The following is a 24,458-nucleotide window of genomic DNA, read 5'->3' as shown; positions in this document are numbered from 1 at the left end:
ACCTGCTAAAACGGTATGGCTGGCACACCATCAGGTAGGGGATGATGACCATGATCCCGGAGCTTCAAGCCAGACACAAACGGATACTCACGCAGCCTTCGATGACTTTTACGAATGAATTACCGCAACCTCACCCCATCCATGTCCCTGCTGCTGGCCTTTGAGGCCGCTGCCCGCCACGAGAGCTACACCCGCGCAGCCGCAGAACTGTCGCTGACCCAGAGCGCCGTCAGCCGCCAGGTCCAGATCCTGGAACGCCAATTGGGGGTGACACTGTTCCGTCGTGAAGGCCGCGCCGTCCAGCTCACCGATGTCGGGCGCCTGTACCAGCGAGAAATCAGCGAAGCACTGGGCCGTGTGCGCAGCGCCACTCTGCACGCGATTGCCCATCAAGCCGGCGGCGGCAGCCTGCGCCTGGCGACCCTGCCAACCTTTGGCTCCAAATGGCTGCTTCCGCGCCTGCATGAGTTCTACCGCAGCCACCCCGAGGTACTGGTGCATATCAATTCGCGGATCGAACCCATCGACTTTGCGACCAGCGGCATCGACGCTGCCATCGTAGTGGCGGCCAGCGACCTGCCGGGGCTGATCTGCCACCGTTTGCATGCCGAAGAACTGATGGTGATCCTTTCGCCAACCCTGGCCGCCACACGGCCCTGCTGGACACCCGAAGACATCAGCAAACAGGTGCTGCTCAGCGTTGCAAACAACCTCAACGCCTGGGGCGAGTGGTTCATCCACCATGGCCTGACGCATCAGGCCATGCGCCTGGGGCCGAGCTTCGAACTGACCTCGCACCTTATCCAGGCCGTGCGCGCCGACATCGGTATCGGCCTGGTACCCAGGATCCTGATTACCGACGAACTGGCCCGTGGCGAGCTGAGCAGCCCGGCACTGCCCTACGCCAGCTCGCGCAGCTATTACCTGGTGTACCCGCCGCGCAACAAGGCCCTGCCCGCGCTACAGGCGTTCAGGGACTGGCTGCTGGATAACGCCGACATGCAGCTTCAATAGATCGCGGGCAACCCGCCACCCTGGCCGTTGTCAGCTCCAGTTCTGGCAACTCATCGCACGCAACGGGTGACTCGGGCGCATATCAGCCTGTCCCAAGAACAGCAGCAGATTGATGCGCTGAAAGCAGCTACGCATCCATCCTCAGCCGGATCATTGCTAACGAGCGATGACGCCAAGGGCGCGAAGTGCAGGTGCGTGAGCAGAACCTGACACAAGCACTGGCCACCTTCGTCATCGGCATCATCGAAAGCGCCAAGAACAATTCCAAGATGGCTTGAACGACATGCACCCGCAAAGAAAGACCCTGCACAATGAGTTGCACGCCCGTCCGTCCCTGTATTTCGACGAGCCCGCGAACGTCTACCACCTGGCATTCCTCACCCACGAGGTGCCGTGCGACACCCTCCTGAGCAGCTTCTGCCGCGACCCCATCGATCCCGATACTGTTCAGGGCATCACCCAGCTAGAAGGTCACGCATTGAAATGGGAGCGGCACGCCGAGTTTCTGACCCTGACAGTGGTGGTCACCTCGTCCGACCCCGAGCCTGGCTGGAGCCCGCCGCCAAAGGCCCTCATGGACCGGGTTGCGCCTTACTTGCAGCACATGATCAACGCCGTACAAATTGTGGTACGCGCCGATACGTCCTTTAACGGTGACCTTTCCAGCTTCGGTTTCAAAGACCCCTGCGGCTCTTGCATAGGTGGCGGCGATGCGGTGGTGTGGAGCGACTTCCGCTTGAGCGAAGATGGCACCAATCGCTTTCTGTTCGTGAACAAACGCCTGAATGCGTACCGTCAAGGGCGCATGATCCGACGCCTGCTGGAAATCGAGACCTACCGCATGATGGCCTCGCTTTCACTCACCACCGCGAAAAACCTGAGCACTCAACTCAATACCTTCGACAGAACGCTGGTCAACCTCTCAGAGCGCAACGCCGGCGCCGAGACTGGCGATGCCAAGGCGCTGCTGGCCGACATCGCCAACCTGTCGGCACAAGTGGTCAGCAGTACCGCGAAAACCCGGCACCGCTTCAGCGCCACACAAGCCTATGCCCAACTGGTATTTGAGCGTTTGAGCGAACTACGGGAAAGCCATGTCGGAGACTGCCAGCGGCTCGGTATCTTCATCGAAAGACGATTCAAGCCCACCGTCAGATACTGCGCCGTCACCGAACAACGCCTGGATCAACTGGCCAAAAGCGTCGCCAACCTCGGCGACCTGCTGCAGGCGCGCGTACAAGTCGAAATGGAAGAGCAGAACGCGGAAATCCTCAAGAGCCTGAGCAATCGCGCGGATACTCAAATAAAGATCCAACGCGCGGTAGAAGGCCTGTCGATCATCGCCATCACCTACTACCTGCTGAGTCTGCTCAAGCTGCTCTACTCGGGCGCACACACCCTGGGGCTGGAGATGTCCCCGAAAGAAGCCATGCTGGCCATGAGCCCACTGGCCATCAGCATTCTCCTGCTCATCCTGATCCGGATAAAAAGAGCGAAGAGCGAGCATTGAAACCGCAGAAGGCCGTTGCACCGCAGCGGCCTGAAAAACCGATACCCAAAAGCACAAAACCCCTGAAAGCGTTAACGCTTTCAGGGGTTTTATGTACTTCATGTATGGCGGAGAGATAGGGATTTGAACCCTAGGTACTGTTGCCAGTACAACGGATTTCGAATCCGTCCCGTTCGGCCACTCCGGCATCTCTCCAGTGGCGCGCATGATACCAGCAGTTTGCCAAAAGGCAAAGCGCCTTGCGAAAAAAATTCGCGTGGTATCAGGCGCTTGCGTTAAAACGCCAGCTTACAGCGGTACGCCCAGGCGCTTGGCCACTTCTTCGTACGCTTCGATGACGTCACCGAGGCCCTGACGGAAGCGGTCCTTGTCCATCTTCTTGCGGGTTTCCTTGTCCCACAGGCGGCAGCCGTCCGGACTGAACTCGTCACCCAGCACGATTTCGCCGTGGAATACGCCGAACTCCAGCTTGAAGTCCACCAGCAGCAGGCCAGCGTCGTCGAACAGCTTGGTCAGTACTTCATTGACCTTCAGCGACAGCGCTTTCATTTTCGCCAGTTGCTCGGCAGTGCCCCAACCAAACGCAACAACGTGGGATTCGTTGATGAACGGATCACCCTTTTCGTCGTTCTTCAGGAACAGTTCGAAGGTCGAAGGCTCCAGCTTGATGCCTTCCTCAACACCCAGGCGCTTGACCAGGCTGCCAGCAGCATAGTTACGCACGACGCACTCGACCGGAATCATGTCGAGTTTTTTGACCAGGCACTCGTTGTCACCCAGCAGTTTGTCGAACTGAGTCGGGATACCCGCTTCTTCGAGTTTCTGCATGATGAAGGCATTGAACTTGTTGTTCACCATGCCTTTGCGGTCGAGCTGTTCGATACGCTTGCCGTCGAACGCCGAAGTGTCGTTGCGAAACAGCAGGATCAAGCGGTCAGCGTCATCGGTCTTGTAAACCGACTTGGCTTTGCCGCGGTAGAGTTCTTCACGTTTTTCCATGATGGGCTCCGCTTGCTAAGTTAGATGGGCCGGGCGATTTCGCGCCAGTCGAGCCCTGAATCCTGATTGGCCACCTGTAGCCAGCCCGGGTCACACCCCAAGGCGTCGACAAAACACTGCCGGGCCAGCTGTGGCTGGTTGTTCTTGCTACTGAGGTGGGCCAGCACCAGATGCTGCAGCTTGTGCCAACCCAACTCGGCCACCAGGCGCGCGGCCTGATGGTTGTTCAAATGTCCTAGATCACCACCCACCCGCTGCTTGAGGAAATAGGGGTAATGCCCTCTCGCCAGCAGATCACGGCAGTGATTGGCCTCGATCAACAAGGCGTCCAGATCCTGATAGTGAGTCAACAGCCGATCATCATACGAACCCAGGTCGGTCAGCACACCCAATCGCCGATGACCGTCACTGAACACATACTGCAGTGGCTCCAGCGCATCGTGCGCCACAGCAACAGCGGTAATACTCAAGTTTCCCACCTGCAACCGCTCGTCACCGGCCAGGAAGCCTGCGACCTCGACGGGCTTGCGCATCCCACGCAGCGTCCCACGGCTGAGGTAGACCGGTAGATTGTAGCGCCGCGCCAGCAAACCAACGCCATGAACATGGTCGGCATGTTCATGGGTAACGACGATGGCATTCAATTGATCTGGCGCTACGCCGAGCAGCGCCAGGCGCCGCTCGGTTTCCCGCAGGGAAAAGCCACAATCGACCAGCACACAGGTGTCGTCACTGGCGATCAGCGTACCATTGCCCTGGCTACCGCTTCCTAGTACGGCGAAGCGCACTTAACCCAGGTTGTCCTGAATGACACTCAACACACGACGAGCGACATCAGCTGGCGCGACGGTGTTGATGTTTTTCTCGACCGTAACCTGGACGCTGTCACCCACCTTGCTCAGGCGAACCTGATAACGCTCGGCACGAGCTTCACGCTCTTCCTTGCTCGGCTCGCTGCCCAACAGCTTGCCGAAGAAACCAGGCTCCTGGTCGTGCTTCTCGGCTTTCTCGGCCAGGTTGATGTAGTAAAGGCCCAGGCTGCGGTTGATGTCTTCGACACGCCACTCACCGTGTTCCAAGGCGCGGCCCACACTGGACCAGGCACGATCAAGGTCGGCGCCCAGGTTCAATACCGGGTTGCCGCTGCCGTCTTCGCTCAGGCTGACACGGCTAGGGGCATCGAAATCACGAGCAGCAAGCAGCGAGACGGAACCGCCCTTCTCGGCGCTACGGGTCATGCTGGCGAGCATTTCATCGACCAGCAGGGCATCAGCGGCGGTATTGACGGAACGCGCCGGGAAATCAACCTCGGCGGTGCTGCCGGCCGGACGCTCAGCAGTCACCACATAGACTTCACTGGTGCCCCGCTGCACACCCGGTTCGATGCGTACACGCGCACGCATTTCACTGTCACCGCTGGTGGCGGTGCTTGCCAAGCGTTTTGCCATGGCGGCCGACAGCTCGTCGGAACGCTGCCAGGTGGTCGTGAACTCACCGGTTTGCGGACGCTCTTCGGCAATACGGAAACCGTTGTCTTCAAAGAACTGACGAGCCACTGGCCAGACTTCAGCCGGTGCACGCTGGGCCAGTACCCAACGCGAGTTACCACTCTTCTGCAGGCTGAAGTCGCTGGCTTCACCCGCCGCCGACAACGGCAGCGGACGCGGCACGTCGAACTCGCCCTTGGTACTGCTGTCCGCGACGTTACGCGGGATCGGCAGCAGCGGGTCGAGACGCTTGGCACTACTGACATCCGGTGGCAGTTGCATCGGCGGCTTCTGGGTAGCCTCCAGATAGTCGCTGCCACGGTCACGGAAGTAACCGTCTTCACCCCACAGCCAGCCGCACCCGCTGGTGCTGGAGATAATCAAGGCAAGGGCGGAAAGACCAGCCAATCGCTTCATGCGGTGTACTTCCTCAGTTAAACCAGTACGCCGGACTGGCGCATGGCCTGCCGCAGCGTTTCATGACAAGGTTCGCTCAGCCAGGTCAGCGGCAGGCGAATGCCTTTGTGCATCAGGCCCATTTCCACCAACGCCCACTTCACCGGGATCGGGTTGGCTTCGATGAACAGGTCCCTGTGCAGCGGCATCAGTTTTTCGTTGATGGCACGGGCCGTTTCGGCATCGCCCTTGAGGGCGGCTTCACACAGGTCGGCCATTTCGCGTGGCGCAACGTTGGCGGTTACCGAGATATTGCCCTTGCCGCCCATCAGGATCAGCTCAACGGCGGTTGGATCGTCGCCGGACAGGACGATGAAGTCCTTGCTGACGCCATCCAGGATGGCCTTGGCGCGCTTCAGGTCGCCTGTGGCTTCCTTGATACCGATGATGTTCGGTACGGTCGACAGACGAATGACGGTCTCTGCCTGCATGTCGCAGGAAGTACGGCCGGGCACGTTGTAGAGAATCTGCGGGATGTCTACGGCTTCAGCGATATGCTTGAAGTGCTGGTACAAGCCTTCCTGGGTAGGCTTGTTGTAGTACGGCACCACCAGCAGGCAGGCATCAGCCCCGGCGTTCTTGGCGTTGCGGGTCAGCTCGACCGCTTCACGCGTGGAGTTGGCGCCGGTGCCAGCGATCACCGGGATACGCCCGTTGACCTGTTTGACTACAGCCTCGATGACTTTGATGTGTTCTTCGACATCAAGGGTCGCAGACTCGCCGGTCGTACCGACGGCAACGATGGCATGAGTACCGTTTTTCAGGTGAAAGTCCACGAGTTTGCTGAGGCTGTCCCAGTCAAGACGCCCTTGTGCATCCATGGGTGTGACCAATGCCACCATACTGCCCGCAATCATGAAACTGCTCCTGCCGGAAAAAGAGAGCGGTAATGGTACTGGCGCCATCGGGCTTGCACAAGCGAAGCAGGTGGCCGGAGCATTCCCCTCGGCAGCAGTTTTCGCTACCCTTCCCTCTTTGATCGGTACGCAGCAGCCCCCTGGCTTGCTGATGATGCACCTCGGCTGCGCCCTGACCCTCGATTCTGAGCGGCGGAACGGTATAAAGCACAGCCTCTTGCCACGTCACGTACCGACCGCTCATCGCTTTAGGAATGCTGCATGTCCACCCCCACCGTTCGCGAACAATTCCTTGTCATCAGCGCCCTGGGCCCCAATCCCATGGAGCTGACCAACATCCTGTGCCGCACCAGCAACGACAACCGTTGCTCTGTCGTAACCTCGCGCCTGACACGCCACGGGGAATGCAGCGCACTGGTGCTCCAGGTATCGGGCAGCTGGGACGCACTGGCGCGGCTCGAGGCTGCACTCCCAAGCCTGGCCAAGAAGCACAGTTTCACGGTCAATGTCGTGCGCAGCGCAGGCCTGGAGGTTCGCCCACTATCCTTGCCGTACGTCGCCTACATCAGCGCCGCCTATCGGCCCGATATCATCAATGAGCTGTGCCAGTTCTTCCTCGACCACCGGGTAGAGCTGGAGAACCTGACCTGCGATACCTATCAGGCACCGCAAACCGGCGGCACCATGCTCAACGCCACGTTCACCGTGACGCTGCCTGCGGGCACACAGATCAGCTGGCTGCGCGACCAGTTCCTGGACTTCGCCGACGCACTCAACCTGGATGCGCTGATCGAACCCTGGCGCCCACAAAACCCCATGTAAGGAATGCACCATGGCTGTTGAACTCGATCAATCGGTACCCGCTTTCCAGGCCGAGGCCACCAGCGGCAAGCAGATCAACCTGGAAGCCATGAAAGGCCGTCAGGTCGTGCTGTACTTCTACCCCAAGGACAGCACCCCGGGCTGCACCACCGAAGGCCAGGGTTTTCGGGATCACTACGCGGCCTTCCAGGCGGCCGACACCGAGGTGTTCGGCGTTTCCCGCGACAGCCTCAAATCGCACGAGAACTTCAAGTGTAAGCAGGCGTTCCCGTTTGAGCTGATCAGCGACAAGGACGAGGCGTTGTGCCAGTTGTTCGACGTGATCAAGCTGAAGAAGCTCTATGGCAAGGAATACCTGGGCGTAGACCGCAGCACCTTCCTGATCGACAAGGATGGTGTACTGCGCCAGGAGTGGCGTGGCGTGAAAGTACCGGGCCACGTTGAAGCCGTGCTGGCCCAAGCGCAGGCGCTGAACAAGGCCTGAAGCGCTATCGTCGGCAAGGCCGGCTCCTGCTGGAGCTGGCCTTGCCGGTGATCAACCCCGCCTGGCGTTACAGCAATGGCGCCACAGGCGGCTCCCGGCGAGGCCAGGCATCCAGCACCGCCTTGAACAGGGTCGCCAACGGAATCGCAAAGAAGATCCCCCAGAACCCCCACAGCCCGCCGAACAACAGCACGGCGCAGATGATTGCGACCGGGTGCAGGCTGACGGCTTCGGAGAACAACAACGGCACCAACACGTTGCCGTCCAGCGCCTGAATGATCGCGTACACCGCCATCAGGTAAATGAACTGGTCTCCCCAGCCCCACTGGAACAAGGCGATCAATGTCACCGGCACGGTCACCACCACCGCCCCGACATAGGGCACTACCACCGACAGACCGACCAGCAGTGCCAGCAGCGCCGCGTAGTTCAGCCCAAGGGCGACAAAGGCGATGTAGGTCGCGACCCCGCAAATCAGGATCTCGATACCTTTACCGCGAATGTAGTTGGCGATCTGCCGGTTCATGTCCTCGGCCACACGGGTCATCAAGGCCCGCTCACGCGGAAGGTATCCACTGACCCAGCGCGCGATGAGTTCACGGTCCTTGAGGAAAAAGAACACCAGGATCGGTACCAGCACCAGGTAGATCATGACGTTGACCAACAGTGGCAGGCTGGACAACGAGAAGGTCAGCGCCCACTGGCCGAACTTGCCGATCTCGCCACGCATCACTTCAATGGCCTGCAAGACCTGTTCGTCCGAGACCAGGTGCGGATAACGCTCCGGCAGCAGCAACAACAGCGACTGCCATTTGCCAAGCATGCCAGGCAGTTCGTTGAACAAGGTGATCAACTGATGCCACAGCAGCGGCACCAGCACCAACAGGAACACCGCCAGCGCCCCCATGAACAGTGTGAACACCAGTGCCACGGCAATCTTGCTGGGAACCTTGAAACGCTCCAGGGCATTGACCAGGCCTTGCATGAGAAACGCCAGGACCATGCCTGCCAACACGGGCGCGAGCATCCCGCCAAGGGTCAATATCGCGGCAAACGCCAGGAACAGCAGCACCGCCAGCACCACTGCCTCCTCATCGGAGAAATAGCGCTGCATCCAGTCGCGAAGCACTTTGAACATCAACAATCCTTAAATACGGGGGAAGACTCAGGCTTTCTTCAGCCAGTAGCTGAAAACCCCGGCCTCGGCCTTTTCGAGTAGCAGCGTGTGACCTGCCAATTGAGCAAAAGTGCGAAAATCACGTTGCGAACCCGCGTCGGTGGCGATCACCTTGAGCACCGCGCCACTGGCAAGCCGATTCAGCTCCAGCTTGGCCTTGAGCAGAGGCAGCGGGCAATTCAGGCCACTGGCATCGAGCTCGGCGTCACAGGGCAGGCTATCGGTCATCGGTTCTCTCCTGGCAGGCGCCCGGTCAAGGGCATTGATACAAAGCAAGCCCGGTAGAATACCGCCTCTGGTCGCAGACGTGCGAGCGGGCTACAGTAAGGTCTTTGTCGACCAGAGCTTCGTGCATGAATTTTTTGCGCCCTACCTTGCTGACGCTGGCCTGCCTGTTGGCGCTACCGAGCCATGCCGACGACCTTCCGTCACTCGGCGACGCCAGTTCGGCCATTGTCTCGCCGCAACAGGAGCACCAACTGGGCCGCGCCTGGCTCAGCCTGTTGCGGGGCAATGTCGGCCAACTGTCCGACCCCCAGCTCAAGGATTATGTCGAGACCAGCGTCTACCGGCTTGCCGAAACCAGCCAACTGCAGGACCGACGCCTGGAGTTCATCCTGATCGACAGCAAAGAGCTGAACGCCTTTGCTGCGCCCGGCGGCATTGTCGGGGTCAACGGAGGGCTGTTCCTCAACGCCCAGAATGAAGGCGAATATGCCTCGGTACTCGCCCACGAACTGGCGCACTTGTCGCAGCGCCACTTTGCCCGTGGGGTTGAAGCCCAGCAACGCATGCAACTGCCGATGATGGCGGCCCTGCTGGCGGGGATCGTGGTTGCAGCTTCCGGTGCCGGGGATGCCGGTATTGCCGCCATCGCCGGCTCCCAGGCTGCCGCGATCCAGGAGCAACGGCGTTTCTCCCGGCAGAACGAGCAGGAAGCCGACCGTATCGGCATCATCAACCTGGAAAAGGCTGGCTACGACCCACGGAACATGCCCAGCATGTTCGAGCGTTTGATGCGCCAGTACCGTTTCGACGCCAAGCCGCCAGAATTCCTGCTGACTCACCCGGTGACCGAGTCGCGTATTGCCGACACCCGCAACCGTGCCGAACAGGCACCTGCCGGCGGCACCGAAGACAGCCTGCGCTACCAATTGATGCGTTCTCGGGTGCAATTGACCTACGAGGGCACCCCCGGCCTTGCGGCCAAACGCTTCCGCGCCATGCTCGAGGAAAACCCCACACTCGATGCCGCGCGCTATGGCCTGGCCATCGCCCAAACCAAGGGCGGCCAACTGAACGAAGCCCGCGAAAACCTCAAGCCACTGCTGGCCAAGGCACCGAACGACATCACCTACAACCTGGCGCAAATCGACCTGGACATTACCAATAATCGACTGGCCGACGCCGAACAACGGGTGGCGAAGATGCTCACCCTCTACCCCGGCAGCTACCCACTGCAGCAGGCCCGGGCCGATGTATTGCTGAAACTGAATCGCCCAGCCGAAGCGGAAAAGGCGCTGGACGGTTTGCTGAAGAACCGCCCAGACGATCCGGATGTCTGGTATGAAGTGGCCGAGGCACGCGGCCTGTCAGGCAACACGATAGGCCTGCACCAGGCTCGCGCAGAGTACTTTGCCCTGGTCGGCGACTACGACCAGGCAATTCAGCAGCTTGATTACGCCAAGCGCCGTGCCGGCAACAACTTCCAGTTGGCGTCGCGCCTCGATGCACGGCAACGGGAAATGCTTGAGCAGCAACGCATGGTCAAGGAAATGATGCGCTAACCCACGCACGGCAGCAGCCCCACAGCATATGGGGCTGCCCTGCCGTCGCAGGATTCGGCGTGTATCAGGCGTTACCGGACAACTTCATCCGCGCGGCATGGGTGAAATCCAGCATGCGTTTGAGCGGGCGAATGGCCTGCGGAATCAACGCAGCGTCCACAAAAATCTCGTTACTGCCCTCACGCAGGCACTGCAGGGTGCGCTCCAGCGTGTTCATGGCCATCCATGGGCAATGGGCGCAACTGCGGCATGCGGCACCGTTACCTGCGGTAGGCGCTTCGACAAAGACCTTGTCCGGGCACAGCTGCTGCATCTTGTAGAAAATGCCGCGATCGGTGGCGACGATAAAGGTTTTGTTCGGCATGCTTTGCGCAGCGGCAATCAACTGGCTGGTGGAACCCACCGCATCGGCCAGCTCGATCACTGCCTCAGGGGATTCAGGGTGAACCAGAATCGCCGCATCGGGGTACAGCGCTTTCATGTCCGCCAATTGTCGCGACTTGAACTCTTCGTGAACAATGCACGCGCCGTCCCAGAGCAGCATGTCGGCGCCGGTCTGTTTCTGGATATAACGCCCCAGATGCTGGTCCGGCCCCCAGATAATGGTCTCGCCGTTATCCATGAGGCTTTCAACGATTTCCAGTGCACAACTGGAGGTTACCACCCAGTCAGCCCGCGCCTTGACCGCTGCCGACGTATTGGCATAAACCACTACGGTACGCTCAGGGTGCTTGTCGCAGAACGCCGAGAACTCGTCCACCGGGCAACCCAGGTCGAGCGAGCAGGTCGCTTCAAGCGTTGGCATCAGCACACGCTTCTCAGGGTTGAGGATCTTGGCGGTTTCGCCCATGAAGCGAACACCGGCAACGACGACCGTCTTGGCCGGGTGCTTGTTACCAAAGCGAGCCATTTCCAGCGAGTCAGACACGCAGCCGCCCGTCTCCTCGGCAAGTGCCTGGATGACCGGGTCACAGTAATAGTGCGCCACCAGGACCGCATCCTGCGCCTTGAGCTCAGCAGCGATGGCGGCACGGTAATGGGCTTCTTCTTCCGGTGTCAGTGGCTTGGGTTGCTTGGCATCCAAGTGAGCTTGAACCAGAAGGCGTTCGGAGATATGCGTCATGTTCGGCAAGACCTGCAGGCGCTGATACGCGTAAGTCGAGTGTATCACCGAGCCCCGGCAAATCGGCTACAGGTTCCGTCGGCAAGTGCCCGAACGGCAATTGCGGCAGGACCGTAAAGCCTCTGCGGCCTCGGCTTCATAGGAGGCCGAAGGCTACAGATAATCAGATGAATTCTAAAGGCTTTTTTGGCCTGAAGCGGCCAAGGACAGGCAACCTTAGCCTCGGCTGCCCGCCCCTTGCATCACATCAACCGCCGATTTGACCCATGGCACCGAGGTTGGCCATGACCAGCCCGGCGAACTCTTCAAGGGTCATTTTCTGCCCATTGAACTCCACCTGGCCATCGACATAGTTCAAGTTGGCAACGACATCACTGCCCTGCAGCTTGGCCAACTGCGTCTGCAGCGCCATCTGCCCGACCATTTCACTGGTCATGGACGCCTGCTGGGCAATCGCCTGGGTGTCGGTTTCACCCTGGAAGGCAGCCTGCAGAACCGCCAGATCAACGATCATCGGCTTGGACAGCGTCAGGTTGCTCTTGAGCTGGGAGATCAATTGGCGACCCAACTGATCAGGCGGCAACTCCAACGAGGTCGGCTTGTTCAGCTCAACCGCCAGGCTGAAACGGCTTTCACCGTTGGCGGTCTTGAACGACAAGTCTTCCAGCGCGACCTGCGGCTTGGCCGCGAGCATCTTCAGGATATCCTCGCGTACCTTCGCCTCTTCTTCAGGGCTCATCGCCAACTGCGGCATGGACCGCCCCTCGGCGGCGGCCTGCTGAATCTCGGGCAGATGGCTTTCATACCAGCTCATCAACGACTGGAGCGCCGGAATATCCAGGCTCTTCACGCTCATGACCATCTGCGCACTGCCGACCGACTTGCCCTCGTAGCTGATGTCGCCGACCTTGTAGGTCAGGCGGCCCGACATTTTGTCGCCCTCAGCGCGGTAATCGTTGCGCTGCTCAAGCGCCTTGAGCAGCAACGTCGACTGCTGATCACCGAACACGAACTGGCTGCTGGCCAACCCGAAGTCAACCTGCCCCACATAGAAGCCATAGGTGGTCTTGGTCAGGTCGCCAGTAATATTCATGCCATTGAGGTCGATCTTGACCGGCGCAGTGTCAGGCGACACCAGCGACATGGCGAGGCTGCCCATGGTGCCATTGACCTTGACCTTCTCGGCATCGGCACTGCTGTCGACATCCAGGTTGAAGCCGGAGAATTTCACCACCGAGCCGTCGTCACCGGTAACGTCCAGCGGCAACAGTTTCATGCTGCCCTGTACCGAACGGTCATAACCCAGGCTGACCTGACCCTGCAGCGGCGCAACTTCCTTGGCCGCGGCAAACCACTTGGCGGTACCTTCAGTCTTCTCCAGCGCATAGTTGCTGGTTGCCATGACCGGCATCAGCTTGAACGCCTTCAAGCGCGACCATGGCAGCGGGCCGTGCTCGATGCGATCAACGAAGTTCAACTCGAGGCTCACCGACTCGTCACCGGCATCCAGGTTTGCAACCTTCACACGGTAATGGGCGGTACTGGTGTAGAAGTGCTGCTCCAGCGAAACCAACTCGACGCTGGCACTGGCGCCCGTGCCAAGCAATGCCTTCTGGGCCTGCTCGTTACTTTGCGCAATAGAGGCCTTCAAGGCGTCAGGCAACTGCTTGCCGGTGTACCAGGTACCTGCACTCGTCAAGGCCGCGAGTACCGCAAGACCGGAAAGTACGCCTACTGATTTCTTCATGAACTGACCCGAACGATATCCATAATGGGGGAAGTATGACTGTTCAGCCAAACCGGCATGCCGCGACGACACGGGTTGACCGAAGGCGCGAAGAATATCACTTTGCCCGCCCTTTCCCCCAGTACTTCACCAGGATCATGAGGCGCTTCACACTATGCGGGGTCGGTACTGTTCAACACGCCCTTGCGGCCATCCGGGCTTTCCACAAGCCACTTCTCGAGCAACCCACTCAGGCTCATGCCATTGCCCTCGGCCTGATGAGTAATGTAGTTGAAACCGCTGTCAATCCATCCCTGTAATTGGCTCACATAGGTATCGGGGTACTGCGCCTGCTCGATGGCAGGTAGCCCCTCATAATGCTCAAGCACTTCCATGAAAAAGCCCGTGAGCTTGCCGGTGCTGTTGTATTCAACATCCGACTTTGCCAGCACCATCCGGCGCCAAGCTTCCTCCTGCTCATGCGCCTCGTAAAAGGCTGCGCGCCGCTCATTGACCGTGAAAGCACCGCTATCGTCATAGGCAATCAGAGCCAGTTGATCTCGTGACATGCCCGCGAAAGGATTCTTGCCGACGATGTTGGAGCCTGGGTAACGACTGTTGACGAAATCGGTTGCCTGCCTGGCCCGCTCCAGCAGTTCTGGGTCATCACTGTTCGGCAGCTCCGCATCGTGCCGAGCCTTGTTGAGTGTATAGCTATCACCCGATATTTGATTCAACAGCACTTTTGCCGCCTCACCCAACGCCTTGTAATCAAGCCCAGCATCGCGCGCCTCGGCGCGAGCAGCCGCCTCGCTGAGCTGCCGAGCCAGCGTAGACACCGTACTTGCATCACTCGCTGCCGGGATTACTGCAGCGGAGCACGCTGTGTCGTCGGTACTAACGGGCAAGCTTGGGCTGGCCCGGGTCAGCGCACTGGTACCGGAAAAAGATGTATAGCCTGTAACGCCAACCATGGCGGCCCTCCCTGCGTATTTATTTAACGCGAAGCATTCCAGCGACACAGACATGCCTTCGGCTTATCACACTTGCAATACGCACTTGAAACAAGCCAACCACACTCCAACCTCACTTCATCACGCCGCTCACAACCGTAAATAACGTTGCCACAACTGCTGTTAGCAGTGTAACCGGCTGCAATTCTTAGTCGGCACGATAAATAACGTCAACCCTTTTCACGAACAACACCCTTTCATAACCAAAGCAAATTCTCGAACATCAGAATATTCATACAAACAACCAGGCATAAAATAAACAGCCAACACCTAGCAAAACCAAGACAGCACGCATCGACAATTAAACCTGCGCCAGCCTTCTGAATAACTCTACCCACCACTCATCAACACCTTGTTTATTGCCTGACTCACAAAAACCATAGAAAACTAGATAAATACTTTGGAGCAGGCCGTGCCGAACAACGGAAACAACCACACAACCGCCTCGCCAGGCGAAAAGCTTCTACAGCTGGAAAGTATCGGCCACACCTACTCAACAGCGGCCGGGCTTCGGCCAACACTTCACAACGTGTCGCTGTCCATCATGCGAGGACAAAGCTGCGCAATCGTCGGCGCTTCCGGTTCAGGGAAAAGCACGCTGCTCAATATCATTGGCCTGCTTGACCAGCCCACATCCGGTCGCCTGTTACTCGACGGGCACGACATGACCCGCGCCAAGGCGCACATACGTGCCCAAACACGCAACCAGCGCATCGGGTTCGTATTCCAGAGCTTCAACCTGCTCCCTCGCCTTAGCGCACTGGAAAACGTGGCACTGCCCCTGCGCTATCGAGGGTACGGGCACGCAGAGGCACAGCGCCTCGCCTTACAGGAGGTCACGCGTGTCGACCTGGCCAATCGCGCCCATCATCGCCCGGCAGAGCTGTCCGGCGGACAACGCCAGCGCATTGCCATTGCTCGGGCCCTGGTCGGCCGCCCCGACCTATCGGCACCTCCCACGAACTGGAAGGTGTATTGGGCCTGCTGCTCAGTCACGGTAGATTCCTCTCCCCTTACGATCAGCAGAGCACCTACGCGCCTCCTAGGCGACGGTGGTTGGAGCCGGAACCTGCTGCTGAGGAACCGGCAGATTGTGCGACTCACCACGGCCCATCGGGAAGTAGGTGAAGCCTGCACGTGCCATGCGCTCAATGTCGTAGAGGTTGCGACCGTCAAAAATCACCGGTGCCTTCAGACGCGATTTGATGGCATTGAAGTCAGGAGCCTTGAACTGTTGCCATTCGGTGCACACGATCAGGGCGTCGGCACCGGCCAGGGCTGACTCCGGGGTCCCCATCAGCGACAGGTTAGGCTGGTCCGGATAAAGGCGCTGGGTTTCCTGCATGGCTTCAGGGTCGAAGGCCCGCACCTGTGCACCGGCCGCCCACAGGGCTTCCATCAGCACCCGGCTTGGTGCATAGCGCATGTCATCGGTGTTAGGTTTGAAGGCCAGCCCCCACAGGGCAAAGGTCTTGCCGCGCAGGTCGCCCTTGTAGAACGCATTGATACGCTCGAACAGCTTGTGCTTCTGCCGCTGGTTGATGGCCTCGACCGCTTGCAACAGGTCACTGGAGCAGTTGGCCAACTGAGCACTGTGGATCAGCGCGCGCATGTCCTTGGGGAAGCACGAACCGCCATAGCCACAGCCTGGGTAGATGAAGTGGTAACCAATGCGCGGATCGGCACCAATGCCCATACGTACGGCTTCAATGTCGGCGCCCAGATGTTCGGCCAGCTCGGCGATCTGGTTGATGAAACTGATCTTGGTGGCCAGCATGCAGTTGGCGGCGTACTTGGTCAGTTCGGCGCTGCGCAGGTCCATGAAAATGGTGCGGTCGTGGTTGCGGTTGAATGGTGCATAAAGTTCACGCATGACCTCGCGCACTTCTTCACGGTCGCAACCGATCACAATGCGGTCTGGACGACGGCAGTCGCTGACGGCCGAGCCCTCCTTGAGGAATTCGGGGTTGGAAACAATGTCGAACTCAAGGCTGCGTCCGGCCTTGCCCAAGGCCTCTTCGATGTGGGCGCGCAAGGTGTCGCCGGTGCCAACCGGCACGGTGGACTTCTCCACCAGGATCAATGGCTCGACCCGGTAGCGGGCCACTACATCGCCCACCGACAATACGTACTTGAGGTCAGCCGAACCGTCTTCATCCGACGGCGTCCCGACAGCAATGAACAGCACCTGACCATGCTGGATAGCCATTTTCTGATCACTGGTGAACTGCAGGCGACCGCTGTCCAGGTTGTCCCGCACCATGCTCTCAAGACCGGGCTCGAAGATCGTGACATGGCCCTTTTGCAGCATCTTGATCTTGTGCTTATCGACGTCCATGCACACAACATCGTGACCCACTTCAGCCAGGACAGTTGCTTGAACCAGGCCTACATAACCACTACCAATTACGCTGATTTTCATACGGAGTCTCGAGGACGAGTTACACGTGACGAGTTAATGGTAATGACCCCCAGCACGACGAATGCCACACCCAGGGTTTTGAACAAACTGAACTGTTCGTTGAACAACGGCAAGCTGGCTGCCAGCAGGTACACCAGCGCGTAGCTGATGCTCAACAGCGAATAGGCTCGGGCCAAAGGCAAGTCCCGCAGGGCCGCCAGCCAGCACAGCATCGACAGCGCGTAGGCGAAGATCGACAACATGACCACGCCCAGTGCCAGCCCATCCACCGTGTCGTTGCCCAACGCCATCAACCATTGATCCGGTTGCGGCAGGTGACTCATGCCCCAACGCATGCCCAACTGGGCGCCACTGACCAGCAACACGCTGCCCATGGCAAAAGCGACTCCACGCCCCTGACTCATGCGTGCTGCCCCAGCAACACGACGCCGGCAATCACCAGTACCATACCGATCCCATGACGACGATCGATAGTCTCGTGAAACACGAAACGGGCGGCCAAGGTAATCAGTACAAAGTTGAGACTGAGCATCGGATAGGCGATACCGACTTCCAGACGCTGCAACACCAGCAGCCACACCAGCAAGCCAGCACCCAGGCAGGCCAGCGCCAGCCATAACCAGGGCGAGAGCAGTTTCTCGCCCAGGCCCGACTCGACGCCGCGCCAGCTTTCCACGGCATATTTCTGGGCGATCTGGCCCACGCAGGTCAGCAGGCATGCCCCCAACAGCAAGGCCCAGGTCATGGCGCACTCTGCGGGATTATCAAAATGATGATGCTGCCGCGCTCGTAACGCTTGCCCTCTTTAGGCAGCAATTCGGCTTCACGCACTTCATCCTCACCCTTGACCCGCATCACCACACCCACCGGGCCGATCTTGCGAGCCTCGCTCATCCACTGTTGTACTTGGTCGACGTCGACCCGACGTGTGGCAGCATCCGGGTACTGCAGGCCATACTTCACTTCGCCGATGGTGTTGTACAACGCAACGTCCGGGCGTTGTAGACGCCAAGCCAGGGCCGAAGCCGCCCCCAGGTCGTTGCTCAACAGATGCTTGGTCTGGCTCAACTCTTCGAGGTGTTCCAGGACGAACTGGTCTGGCGTCTTACTGTAGACCACTGAGTGCGGTAACGCGGCCGGCAAGATAGCCACCAGCAAAAGGCTGCCAATGGCCGGCGCAGCCCAGGTGCTCAAAGGTCGGACGATTTGCATCAGGTTGGCCAGGACCCAGGCCAGAATCACAATGAACACCAGAGGACCAGGTTGTTCATCTCATCGACGTACACCGGCTTTTTCAGTTGCAGGTAGACAATCGCCAACAACGTCAGCAGGCCGATGGCCAGATTCAGCACGCCATTGACCTTGAACAGGCGGCTTTGCCCCTGTTTCAGACGGTCCACCAGCGTGTTGGCCATCAACAGTGCCAGTGGCAACAGGCACGGCAAGATATAGGTCGGCAGCTTGCCCTTGCTCAGGCTGAAGAAAGCCAACGGCAGGACCAACCATAGCAACAGGAAACCGGTGCCTGCCTGACGCCGGGTGCTCCAGGCTTGCTGGAGCGAGGCTGGCAGGAACGCCCCCCATGGCAAGCTGAAGGCCACCAGCAACGGTAGATAGAACCACCACGGCGAGGCGTGCTGGGCGTCATCGGCAGAGAAACGACGAATGTGCTCATTCCAGAAGAAGAACCGCCAATAGTCCGGCTCTTGACCATGCACTGCCAGCGCCCACGGCAAACTGACAACAATCGCTACAGCGATGGCTATCGGCCCGTAGACCAACAGCTCGCGCCAGCGCTTCTGCCAGATCATGTAGGGCAGCGCGATCAGCACCGGCAGCAACCAGGCAAGAAACCCCTTCGTCATGAAGCCCATGCCGCAGGCCAGCCCTAGCACGGCCCAGCCAATCAAGCGTGAACCACGGGATGCCGTGTCGAGGGCAAACCACAGGGCCACCAGGCTCAGGTTGACCCAGAAGGTGAATTGCGGATCGAGGTTGGCATAGCCACCTTGCCCCGCCACCACCACAAAGCTCATGTAGAGCAGAGCACTGGCAACGCTCTTGCGCGGGTCGTTCCACAAGCGGCGGGCAATGATGTAAGTCAGGACAACGCTCAGGCCTGTGGTGAGGGCTGAGGCAATGCGCACACCGAACAAGTTATCACCGAACACCGCCTGGCCGATGGCGATCATCCAGTAGCCGGCAATCGGCTTCTCGAAATAGCGCAGCCCCAAGAAATGCGGCGACACCCAGTTACCGCTCAGGAGCATTTCCTGACTGATCTGGGCGTAACGGGTTTCATCCGGGATCCATAGGCCATGGGTGCCCAGCGGCACCAGGTAGGCCAAGACGAATGCAATCAACAATAGGGGCAGGGCCCAACGTTTGCTCATGCCCCTTGCACCCCCAGCCAGCCTTCACGCCCCTCAAGGGTTCCGCGCAGCACACGGCCCTGAGGCAGGCTGCTCGGGTCGACGGGCAGCAGGTTACCCAGGGGCTGGAACCGGATCTCATGCGAGCGTGCAGCAATCAGCAGTTGACGGAAATGGTCGGCCATCAGAATACCTTCGACTTCAGCATGGATGGTGTAGACGTTCAGCGCCGAGGGGCTGAACCGACCAAGAATGAAGGCGTTGAAAGCCTCGGCAGAGACGACCGGCCCTACCACCTCATCGTAGGTTGGCAAGTCGACCGGAATTTGCGGCGTGCCGGGTTTACCATCTGTCAGCCGTGGCCGAAACAGGCTTTGCCCACGGCAGTCGCTGTTGTAACGAAAGCCGAAGCGCTCCTTGACCTCAATGACGCGCTCGTCCGCCCGCCATCCAGCAGACGCCGAACAGTTGACGGGCTGGCCGAGAATATCGCTGAGGGTTTCTACGCCGCGGCGAATCTGCTCGGTCAATTGGGCATCGCTCCAGCGTCCGACATTGGCCTGCCAGCCATAGTGATCCCACGCGTGCAAGCCGACTTCGTGGCCAGCCGCTGCGGCCTGACGCATCAAGTGCCCCAGGTCACGGCCAATAGGCTTGCCCGGCCAAGCGGTACCGGCCAGCAAAATGTCCCACCCGTACAAGCCTGGAGCGTTGGAACGGAGCATTTTCCAGAGAAATTGAGGGCGGATCAGGCGCCACACATGGCGCCCCATATTGTCCGGGCCAACGCTGAAAAAAAACGTTGCCTTGACCTGCTCCTCATCGAGTATTTCCAACAGCCGAGGCACCCCCTCACGCGTGCCTCGATACGTGTCTACATCGATTCGAAGAGCTGCCTGCATCAGCGCTTATCCGCAATTTCGAGCATGGCTTCGCGCAGGAAGAAGTCCAGCGTGTTGCCGATCGTCTCGCTCATTTCAACGGTTGGTTCCCAGTTCAGCAGGCGCTTGGCGTTCTGGATGCTTGGCTTGCGGTGCACCACGTCCTGGTAGCCGGCACCATAGAAGGCCTTGCTCTCTACATCGCGGAAACCGGCGAACGGAGGGAAGTTGGCGCGCAACGGATGAGCTTCGAACTGACGCAGCAGTTCTTCGCCCAACTGACGGATGCTGGCTTCGTTGTCCGGGTTGCCGATGTTGATGATCTGGCCGTTGCAGACGTCGTTTTCGTTGTCGACGATGCGTGCCAAGGCTTCGACACCGTCGGCGATGTCGGTGAAGCAGCGCTTCTGTTCACCCCCATCAAACAGCCGGATCGGCGTGCCTTCCACCAGGTTGAGAATCAGTTGGGTAATGGCTCGCGAACTGCCGATACGTGCCGAGCCCAGGCGGTCCAGCCGCGGCCCGATCCAGTTGAACGGACGGAACAGGGTGAAATTCAGGCCCTTGGCGCCGTAGGCCCAGATCACGCGGTCCAGCAGTTGCTTGGAAATCGAGTAGATCCAGCGTTGCTTGTTGATCGGGCCGACGACCAGGTTGGAGGTGTCTTCGTCGAAGTTCCGATCCTGGCACATACCATAGACTTCGGAGGTCGACGGGAAGATCACACGCTTGTTGTACTTGACGCAGTAGCGAACCAGTTTCAGGTTCTCTTCAAAGTCCAACTCGAACACACGAAGCGGGTTACGGGTGTATTCGATTGGCGTGGCAATGGCCACCAGCGGCAAGACCACATCGCATTTCTTGACGTGGTACTCGATCCACTCGGAGTGGATGCTGATATCGCCCTCGACGTAGTGGAAGTTCGGGTGGCTGCGCAGACGCTCAATGGCGTCGGAGCCGATGTCCAGGCCATAGACGTCATACTTGCCGTCGCGCAGCAGGCGTTCGGACAGGTGATTGCCAATGAAGCCGTTGACCCCCAGGATCAGCACACGGGTACGACGTGGTGCGCGGCCCGATTCGGCACCACGCAGTACCGAGCCGTCGACCAGGCCCAGTTCGGCAGCCAGTTGCGCGCCGCTGAGAAACAGACCGTTATCGTTGCGCTGGCCCGAGGTGATCACCAGCGAGTCTTCGCCACAGGCAATGCGCAACGGATCGATACTGATCACGCGACCAGGGGCCTGCCCCTCATTGCCCTTGACTACCTCTGCGCTCCAGACGATCAGCTTGTGCTCCCCCACTGCACAGAAGGCACCTGGGTAGGGCTGGGTCACGGCGCGAACCAGGTTGAACAGCGTTTCCGCCGGTTTGTCCCAAAGCAGCTTGCCATCGGCGGCAGTGCGACGACCAAAGACGGTGGCCTTGGACTCGTCCTGGGCGGTCTCGTTGATCTTGCCCTGGATAAGTTGCGGTAGTGTGTCGCGCAGCAGACTGGAAGCGGCCTCGCGCAGCTTGCCGTGCAGGGTAAGCGCAGTATCGGAACGCTCGATGGCCACGCGTTGCTGGGCGACGATGGCACCGGCATCGGCACGCTTGACCATGCGGTGCAGGGTCACACCGGTTTCTTTCTCACCGTTGACCAGCACCCAGTTGGCCGGAGCACGCCCCCGGTAAGTCGGCAGCAGCGAACCGTGCAGGTTGAACGCACCTTTACGGGCCACGGCCAGCAGCGGTTCAGCCAGCAGGTTGCGGTAGTAGAACGAGAACAGATGGTCGGGGTTGAGCTTGGCGATACGCTCGATCCACAGCGGGTGATTGACGTCTTCCGGTGCATGCACCGCAATGCCTTTACGGGCGCAGAGTTGAGCGACCGAGCCGTAGAAGATGTTTTCCTTCGGATCGTCGGCGTGAGTAAACACGGCAGCAATCTCAATACCCGCATCAAGCAGTGCTTCGATGCCTGCACAGCCAATATCGTGATAAGCGAAGACAACGGCATTTGAACTCATGACGAAACCTGGTCAGTAGGAGTGGGAGTCAGTCCATCGACAGTTGCGACAGGAGCAGGCGATGCGGTTTGGTTACGTAAGACTTTTTCGATGAAAAACCGTGGACGGGCCCTGACATCGCCGTACATACGCCCCAGGTACTCGCCTAGCAGGCCCATACCGATGAACTGGCCACCGGTGAACACGAACAGCACCGCAAACAACACAAAGGTCCCGCCGCCGGCCCACTGCGCACCAAAGGCCAGACGCAGGATGATCAGCAGCACGGCGAACAGCATGCCCAGTACCGCCATGCCAAAGCCGATGATGCTCAGCAGGCGCAACGGGGTAGTGGTCATGCAGGTGATCAAGTCAAACATCAGGTTGATCAGGCGCATCGGGCTGTATTTCGAGTCACCGTGCTCGCGCTCGGCGTGCTGTACCAGGATCTCGGTGGTATGGCGTGCGAAGCTATTGGCCAGAATCGGGATGAAGGTACTGCGCTCGCGGCAAGCCAGCATCGCGTCGACCACCGTGCGGCGATACGCCCGCAACATGCAGCCGTAGTCGCTCATCGCCACGCCGGTGGAACGCTTCACGGCCAGGTTGATCAGCTTCGACGGGTAGCGACGCAGGGCGGAGTCCTGGCGATTGTTGCGCACGGTGGCGACCACGTCGTAGCCCAGTTCAGCCTGTTCTACCAGCCGCGGAATTTCTTCCGGCGGGTTCTGCAGATCGGCATCGAGCGTAATCACCAGGTCGCCCCTGCATTGCTCGAAGCCGGCCATGATCGCCGCGTGCTGGCCATAGTTGCGGTTAAGGATGACCGCAACGATTTGGCTGCCCTCGCGCTGCGCCGCGTCTTCAAGTTGCTCGGCCGAACTGTCACGACTCCCGTCGTCCACCAAGACGATTTCATACGCCTGCTTGAGCTGCTTGCAGGCCGCTTCGGTACGACGCAGTAGTTCAGGCAGGCTTTCTTCTTCGTTGTAGACCGGTATGACGACCGACACGCAATTAATTGGATAGGGCTTCAATGGACTAGGGCCAGGCTAGTTTCAATGGCACCGACAACGCGCTCGACGTCATCGGGGGTCATGTCAGGGAACAGCGGTATCGAACACAGGCGCGCCGAGTTCCACTCGGTATTTGGCAAGTGGACGCCCGGGAAGCGTTGGCGGTAATAGGTATGCAGGTGCGTGGCAATAAAATGAATGCCCGTGCCGATGTTCTGCTCCTGCAAGGCTTTCATGAATGCCTCGCGGTCCATGCCGCAGCGCTCGGGATCGATACGCAGGATAAACAGGTGCCAGGCGTGCTGTTGCGGGTAGGTCGGCATGCTCAGCGGCTGCACCGGCAGGCCTTCCAGGCGTTGCAGGTAGGCCTGGGCCAATTCAGTGCGTTTGGCATTGATTGCGTCCAGGCGCTGCAGTTGCACCAGGGCAATGGCGGCATTGATGTCGGCCAGGTTGTACTTGAAACCAGGCTCGATCACTTGGGCCTGAGGCTTGCGGCCACCAGTCAGGCGGTCGTAGGCGTCGACACCCAAGCCATGGAACTTGAGCATGCGTACCCGGTCCGCCAGTTTCTGGTCGTCGGTGACGAACATCGCACCTTCAGCACAGGTCATGTTCTTGATCGCGTGGAACGAGAAGATCGCCGTGCCCTGGGCTCCGATGGCTCGCCCACGATAACGGGTGCCAGCGGAGTGGGCGGCGTCTTCGATAACGGCAATGCCGTGCTTGTCGGCCAGGGCATACAGCGGATCAAGGTCAAACGCGGCGCCGGCATAATGTACCGGGATGATTGCTTTGGTGCGCGGGGTGATGGCGGCTTCAATCGCCACAGCGTCGGTCATCAGGGTGTCGCGGTCGACATCAACGAATACCGGCGTGGCCCCTAGCAGGCAGATCATGTTGGCGGTGGAAACCCACGTCTGGGAGGGTGTGATCACTTCATCTCCTGGGCCAATACCCAGTGCCAGTAGCGCGATGTGCATACCGCCGGTAGCCGAAGACAGCGCTACGGCATGCTTGCAACCCACATAGGCGGCGAACTGCTGCTCCAACTCCTGGTTTTTCGGTCCGGTAGTAATCCAGCCAGAGCGCAGTACTTGCTCTACAGCAGCAACCTCTTCGTCGCCAATGCTGGGACGCGAGAACGGGAGAAAAGCCTGATTCATGTGTACCTCGGGTCAGTAAACAACAGCAGCCGTCACCCCCCTCGAATCAACACGACAACTGCACCAGCGATGCATCATCCATGACAGCGTAGTTCAAGAAATGAAAACCCTATCAACCGCTTAGCCAGCGGCAATAGAAAAACTCATTCATTGAT

Annotated in this window: 21 protein-coding genes, 1 tRNA gene and 2 pseudogenes; 6 read left to right on the top strand and 18 right to left on the bottom strand. The window is 59.4% G+C overall.

The window, feature by feature from the left end:
• Window positions 1-114: 114 nt before the first annotated feature.
• Both ACZ9H3_RS21250 and ACZ9H3_RS21245 read left to right on the top strand, forming a co-directional pair.
• Window positions 115-1,014, top strand: a complete 900-nt coding sequence (locus tag ACZ9H3_RS21250; RefSeq protein WP_065759248.1) for a LysR substrate-binding domain-containing protein — start codon at window positions 115-117, stop codon at window positions 1,012-1,014.
• 283 nt (window positions 1,015-1,297) lie between these two features.
• Window positions 1,298-2,524: a DUF3422 domain-containing protein gene (locus ACZ9H3_RS21245; RefSeq protein ID WP_476222390.1), complete on the top strand. Its 1,227-nt coding sequence runs from the start codon at window positions 1,298-1,300 to the stop codon at window positions 2,522-2,524.
• A gap of 105 nt (window positions 2,525-2,629) precedes the next feature.
• Here the strand turns inward: ACZ9H3_RS21245 and ACZ9H3_RS21240 are convergent.
• The 5 genes from ACZ9H3_RS21240 to dapA all read right to left on the bottom strand — a co-directional run bounded on the left by ACZ9H3_RS21240 (window position 2,630) and on the right by dapA (window position 6,323).
• Window positions 2,630-2,719: transfer RNA gene (locus ACZ9H3_RS21240), tRNA-Ser, on the bottom strand.
• Between the two features lie 93 nt (window positions 2,720-2,812).
• The gene (gene purC, locus ACZ9H3_RS21235) at window positions 2,813-3,523 is read right to left on the bottom strand and encodes a phosphoribosylaminoimidazolesuccinocarboxamide synthase (protein WP_009399599.1); all 711 of its coding nucleotides are present in this window, start codon (window positions 3,521-3,523) and stop codon (window positions 2,813-2,815) included.
• Window positions 3,524-3,543: 20 nt separating this feature from the next.
• Window positions 3,544-4,311: an MBL fold metallo-hydrolase gene (locus ACZ9H3_RS21230; RefSeq protein WP_476222387.1), complete on the bottom strand. Its 768-nt coding sequence runs from the start codon at window positions 4,309-4,311 to the stop codon at window positions 3,544-3,546.
• The gene (gene bamC, locus ACZ9H3_RS21225; protein ID WP_330522123.1) at window positions 4,312-5,427 is read right to left on the bottom strand and encodes an outer membrane protein assembly factor BamC; all 1,116 of its coding nucleotides are present in this window, start codon (window positions 5,425-5,427) and stop codon (window positions 4,312-4,314) included.
• Window positions 5,428-5,444: 17 nt separating this feature from the next.
• Complete coding sequence (gene dapA / locus ACZ9H3_RS21220; RefSeq protein ID WP_065759616.1) at window positions 5,445-6,323, bottom strand: 4-hydroxy-tetrahydrodipicolinate synthase; 879 nt, start codon at window positions 6,321-6,323, stop codon at window positions 5,445-5,447.
• Between the two features lie 261 nt (window positions 6,324-6,584).
• Here dapA and ACZ9H3_RS21215 point away from each other — a divergent pair, with 261 nt between their 5' ends.
• Together ACZ9H3_RS21215 and ACZ9H3_RS21210 are read left to right on the top strand one after the other, a co-directional pair.
• Window positions 6,585-7,145: a glycine cleavage system transcriptional repressor gene (locus ACZ9H3_RS21215; RefSeq protein ID WP_065759617.1), complete on the top strand. Its 561-nt coding sequence runs from the start codon at window positions 6,585-6,587 to the stop codon at window positions 7,143-7,145.
• A gap of 10 nt (window positions 7,146-7,155) precedes the next feature.
• Window positions 7,156-7,629 carry a peroxiredoxin gene (locus ACZ9H3_RS21210; protein ID WP_476222384.1) on the top strand — a complete coding sequence of 158 codons (474 nt, stop codon included), beginning with the start codon at window positions 7,156-7,158 and terminating at the stop codon, window positions 7,627-7,629.
• Window positions 7,630-7,696: 67 nt separating this feature from the next.
• Here ACZ9H3_RS21210 and ACZ9H3_RS21205 read toward each other — a convergent pair whose 3' ends face one another.
• Both ACZ9H3_RS21205 and ACZ9H3_RS21200 read right to left on the bottom strand, forming a co-directional pair.
• A complete protein-coding gene (locus ACZ9H3_RS21205; RefSeq protein ID WP_065759619.1) occupies window positions 7,697-8,767 on the bottom strand; it encodes an AI-2E family transporter in 1,071 nt (356 codons plus the stop codon).
• A gap of 27 nt (window positions 8,768-8,794) precedes the next feature.
• On the bottom strand, window positions 8,795-9,034 hold the full coding sequence (locus ACZ9H3_RS21200) for a sulfurtransferase TusA family protein (RefSeq protein WP_065759620.1): 240 nt from the start codon (window positions 9,032-9,034) through the stop codon (window positions 8,795-8,797).
• A 125-nt stretch (window positions 9,035-9,159) separates the two neighbouring features.
• Here ACZ9H3_RS21200 and ACZ9H3_RS21195 point away from each other — a divergent pair, with 125 nt between their 5' ends.
• On the top strand, window positions 9,160-10,593 hold the full coding sequence (locus tag ACZ9H3_RS21195) for a M48 family metalloprotease (RefSeq protein WP_330522122.1): 1,434 nt from the start codon (window positions 9,160-9,162) through the stop codon (window positions 10,591-10,593).
• 64 nt (window positions 10,594-10,657) lie between these two features.
• Here the strand turns inward: ACZ9H3_RS21195 and nadA are convergent, their stop codons facing one another.
• The 3 genes from nadA to ACZ9H3_RS21180 all read right to left on the bottom strand — a co-directional run bounded on the left by nadA (window position 10,658) and on the right by ACZ9H3_RS21180 (window position 14,470).
• Complete coding sequence (gene nadA, locus ACZ9H3_RS21190) at window positions 10,658-11,716, bottom strand: quinolinate synthase NadA (RefSeq protein WP_065759622.1); 1,059 nt, start codon at window positions 11,714-11,716, stop codon at window positions 10,658-10,660.
• A 247-nt stretch (window positions 11,717-11,963) separates the two neighbouring features.
• Entirely contained in the window at window positions 11,964-13,463 is a 1,500-nt protein-coding gene (locus ACZ9H3_RS21185; protein ID WP_065759623.1) for a YdgA family protein, read from the bottom strand.
• A 152-nt stretch (window positions 13,464-13,615) separates the two neighbouring features.
• Window positions 13,616-14,470: a hypothetical protein gene (locus ACZ9H3_RS21180; protein ID WP_476222381.1), complete on the bottom strand. Its 855-nt coding sequence runs from the start codon at window positions 14,468-14,470 to the stop codon at window positions 13,616-13,618.
• 397 nt (window positions 14,471-14,867) lie between these two features.
• Here ACZ9H3_RS21180 and ACZ9H3_RS21175 point away from each other — a divergent pair.
• Window positions 14,868-15,401: pseudogene (locus tag ACZ9H3_RS21175) on the top strand (ABC transporter ATP-binding protein); the annotation flags it as partial.
• A gap of 96 nt (window positions 15,402-15,497) precedes the next feature.
• On the opposite strand, the gene ACZ9H3_RS21170 reads toward ACZ9H3_RS21175, so the two are convergent.
• From ACZ9H3_RS21170 to arnB, 8 genes and pseudogenes are all read right to left on the bottom strand, one after another.
• Window positions 15,498-16,877, bottom strand: a complete 1,380-nt coding sequence (locus ACZ9H3_RS21170; protein ID WP_476222380.1) for a UDP-glucose dehydrogenase family protein — start codon at window positions 16,875-16,877, stop codon at window positions 15,498-15,500.
• Window positions 16,874-17,281, bottom strand: a complete 408-nt coding sequence (gene arnF, locus ACZ9H3_RS21165) for a 4-amino-4-deoxy-L-arabinose-phosphoundecaprenol flippase subunit ArnF (protein ID WP_330522113.1) — start codon at window positions 17,279-17,281, stop codon at window positions 16,874-16,876. The genes ACZ9H3_RS21170 and arnF overlap by 4 nt, the downstream gene beginning before the upstream one ends.
• Complete coding sequence (arnE, locus tag ACZ9H3_RS21160) at window positions 17,278-17,622, bottom strand: 4-amino-4-deoxy-L-arabinose-phosphoundecaprenol flippase subunit ArnE (RefSeq protein ID WP_476222379.1); 345 nt, start codon at window positions 17,620-17,622, stop codon at window positions 17,278-17,280. The genes arnF and arnE overlap by 4 nt, the downstream gene beginning before the upstream one ends.
• Window positions 17,619-19,270, bottom strand: a pseudogene (gene arnT, locus ACZ9H3_RS21155) (lipid IV(A) 4-amino-4-deoxy-L-arabinosyltransferase). The gene arnE and the pseudogene arnT overlap by 4 nt, the downstream one beginning before the upstream one ends.
• Window positions 19,267-20,151 carry a 4-deoxy-4-formamido-L-arabinose-phosphoundecaprenol deformylase gene (gene arnD / locus ACZ9H3_RS21150; protein WP_476222378.1) on the bottom strand — a complete coding sequence of 295 codons (885 nt, stop codon included), beginning with the start codon at window positions 20,149-20,151 and terminating at the stop codon, window positions 19,267-19,269. Before arnD ends, arnT begins: the two are co-directional and overlap by 4 nt.
• Window positions 20,151-22,142, bottom strand: a complete 1,992-nt coding sequence (gene arnA, locus ACZ9H3_RS21145; RefSeq protein WP_476222376.1) for a bifunctional UDP-4-amino-4-deoxy-L-arabinose formyltransferase/UDP-glucuronic acid oxidase ArnA — start codon at window positions 22,140-22,142, stop codon at window positions 20,151-20,153. The genes arnD and arnA overlap by 1 nt, the downstream gene beginning before the upstream one ends.
• Window positions 22,139-23,158, bottom strand: coding sequence for an undecaprenyl-phosphate 4-deoxy-4-formamido-L-arabinose transferase (arnC, locus tag ACZ9H3_RS21140; RefSeq protein ID WP_476222374.1), 1,020 nt, complete (start codon window positions 23,156-23,158; stop codon window positions 22,139-22,141). Before arnC ends, arnA begins: the two co-directional genes overlap by 4 nt.
• Complete coding sequence (gene arnB, locus ACZ9H3_RS21135; RefSeq protein WP_476222372.1) at window positions 23,155-24,303, bottom strand: UDP-4-amino-4-deoxy-L-arabinose aminotransferase; 1,149 nt, start codon at window positions 24,301-24,303, stop codon at window positions 23,155-23,157. The genes arnC and arnB overlap by 4 nt, the downstream gene beginning before the upstream one ends.
• Between the last annotated feature and the right edge of the window lie 155 nt (window positions 24,304-24,458).

This window comes from Pseudomonas sp. TE3910, from assembly GCF_056279025.1.
Note: the sequence above shows the minus strand (reverse complement) of the source record. Positions and strands in the feature narration are given on the sequence as shown.

Bases quoted from the DNA above. Each gene is read 5' to 3' on its own strand.
- ACZ9H3_RS21250 (WP_065759248.1), top strand. From the start codon at position 115: ATGAATTACCGCAACCTCACCCCATCCATGTCCCTGCTGCTGGCCTTT.
- ACZ9H3_RS21245 (WP_476222390.1), top strand. From the start codon at position 1,298: ATGCACCCGCAAAGAAAGACCCTGCACAATGAGTTGCACGCCCGTCCG.
- purC (WP_009399599.1), bottom strand. From the start codon at position 3,523: ATGGAAAAACGTGAAGAACTCTACCGCGGCAAAGCCAAGTCGGTTTAC.
- bamC (WP_330522123.1), bottom strand. From the start codon at position 5,427: ATGAAGCGATTGGCTGGTCTTTCCGCCCTTGCCTTGATTATCTCCAGC.
- dapA (WP_065759616.1), bottom strand. From the start codon at position 6,323: ATGATTGCGGGCAGTATGGTGGCATTGGTCACACCCATGGATGCACAA.
- ACZ9H3_RS21215 (WP_065759617.1), top strand. From the start codon at position 6,585: ATGTCCACCCCCACCGTTCGCGAACAATTCCTTGTCATCAGCGCCCTG.
- ACZ9H3_RS21210 (WP_476222384.1), top strand. From the start codon at position 7,156: ATGGCTGTTGAACTCGATCAATCGGTACCCGCTTTCCAGGCCGAGGCC.
- ACZ9H3_RS21205 (WP_065759619.1), bottom strand. From the start codon at position 8,767: ATGTTCAAAGTGCTTCGCGACTGGATGCAGCGCTATTTCTCCGATGAG.
- ACZ9H3_RS21200 (WP_065759620.1), bottom strand. From the start codon at position 9,034: ATGACCGATAGCCTGCCCTGTGACGCCGAGCTCGATGCCAGTGGCCTG.
- ACZ9H3_RS21195 (WP_330522122.1), top strand. From the start codon at position 9,160: ATGAATTTTTTGCGCCCTACCTTGCTGACGCTGGCCTGCCTGTTGGCG.
- nadA (WP_065759622.1), bottom strand. From the start codon at position 11,716: ATGACGCATATCTCCGAACGCCTTCTGGTTCAAGCTCACTTGGATGCC.
- ACZ9H3_RS21185 (WP_065759623.1), bottom strand. From the start codon at position 13,463: ATGAAGAAATCAGTAGGCGTACTTTCCGGTCTTGCGGTACTCGCGGCC.
- ACZ9H3_RS21180 (WP_476222381.1), bottom strand. From the start codon at position 14,470: ATGTCTGTGTCGCTGGAATGCTTCGCGTTAAATAAATACGCAGGGAGG.
- ACZ9H3_RS21170 (WP_476222380.1), bottom strand. From the start codon at position 16,877: ATGAAAATCAGCGTAATTGGTAGTGGTTATGTAGGCCTGGTTCAAGCA.
- arnF (WP_330522113.1), bottom strand. From the start codon at position 17,281: ATGAGTCAGGGGCGTGGAGTCGCTTTTGCCATGGGCAGCGTGTTGCTG.
- arnE (WP_476222379.1), bottom strand. From the start codon at position 17,622: ATGACCTGGGCCTTGCTGTTGGGGGCATGCCTGCTGACCTGCGTGGGC.
- arnD (WP_476222378.1), bottom strand. From the start codon at position 20,151: ATGCAGGCAGCTCTTCGAATCGATGTAGACACGTATCGAGGCACGCGT.
- arnA (WP_476222376.1), bottom strand. From the start codon at position 22,142: ATGAGTTCAAATGCCGTTGTCTTCGCTTATCACGATATTGGCTGTGCA.
- arnB (WP_476222372.1), bottom strand. From the start codon at position 24,303: ATGAATCAGGCTTTTCTCCCGTTCTCGCGTCCCAGCATTGGCGACGAA.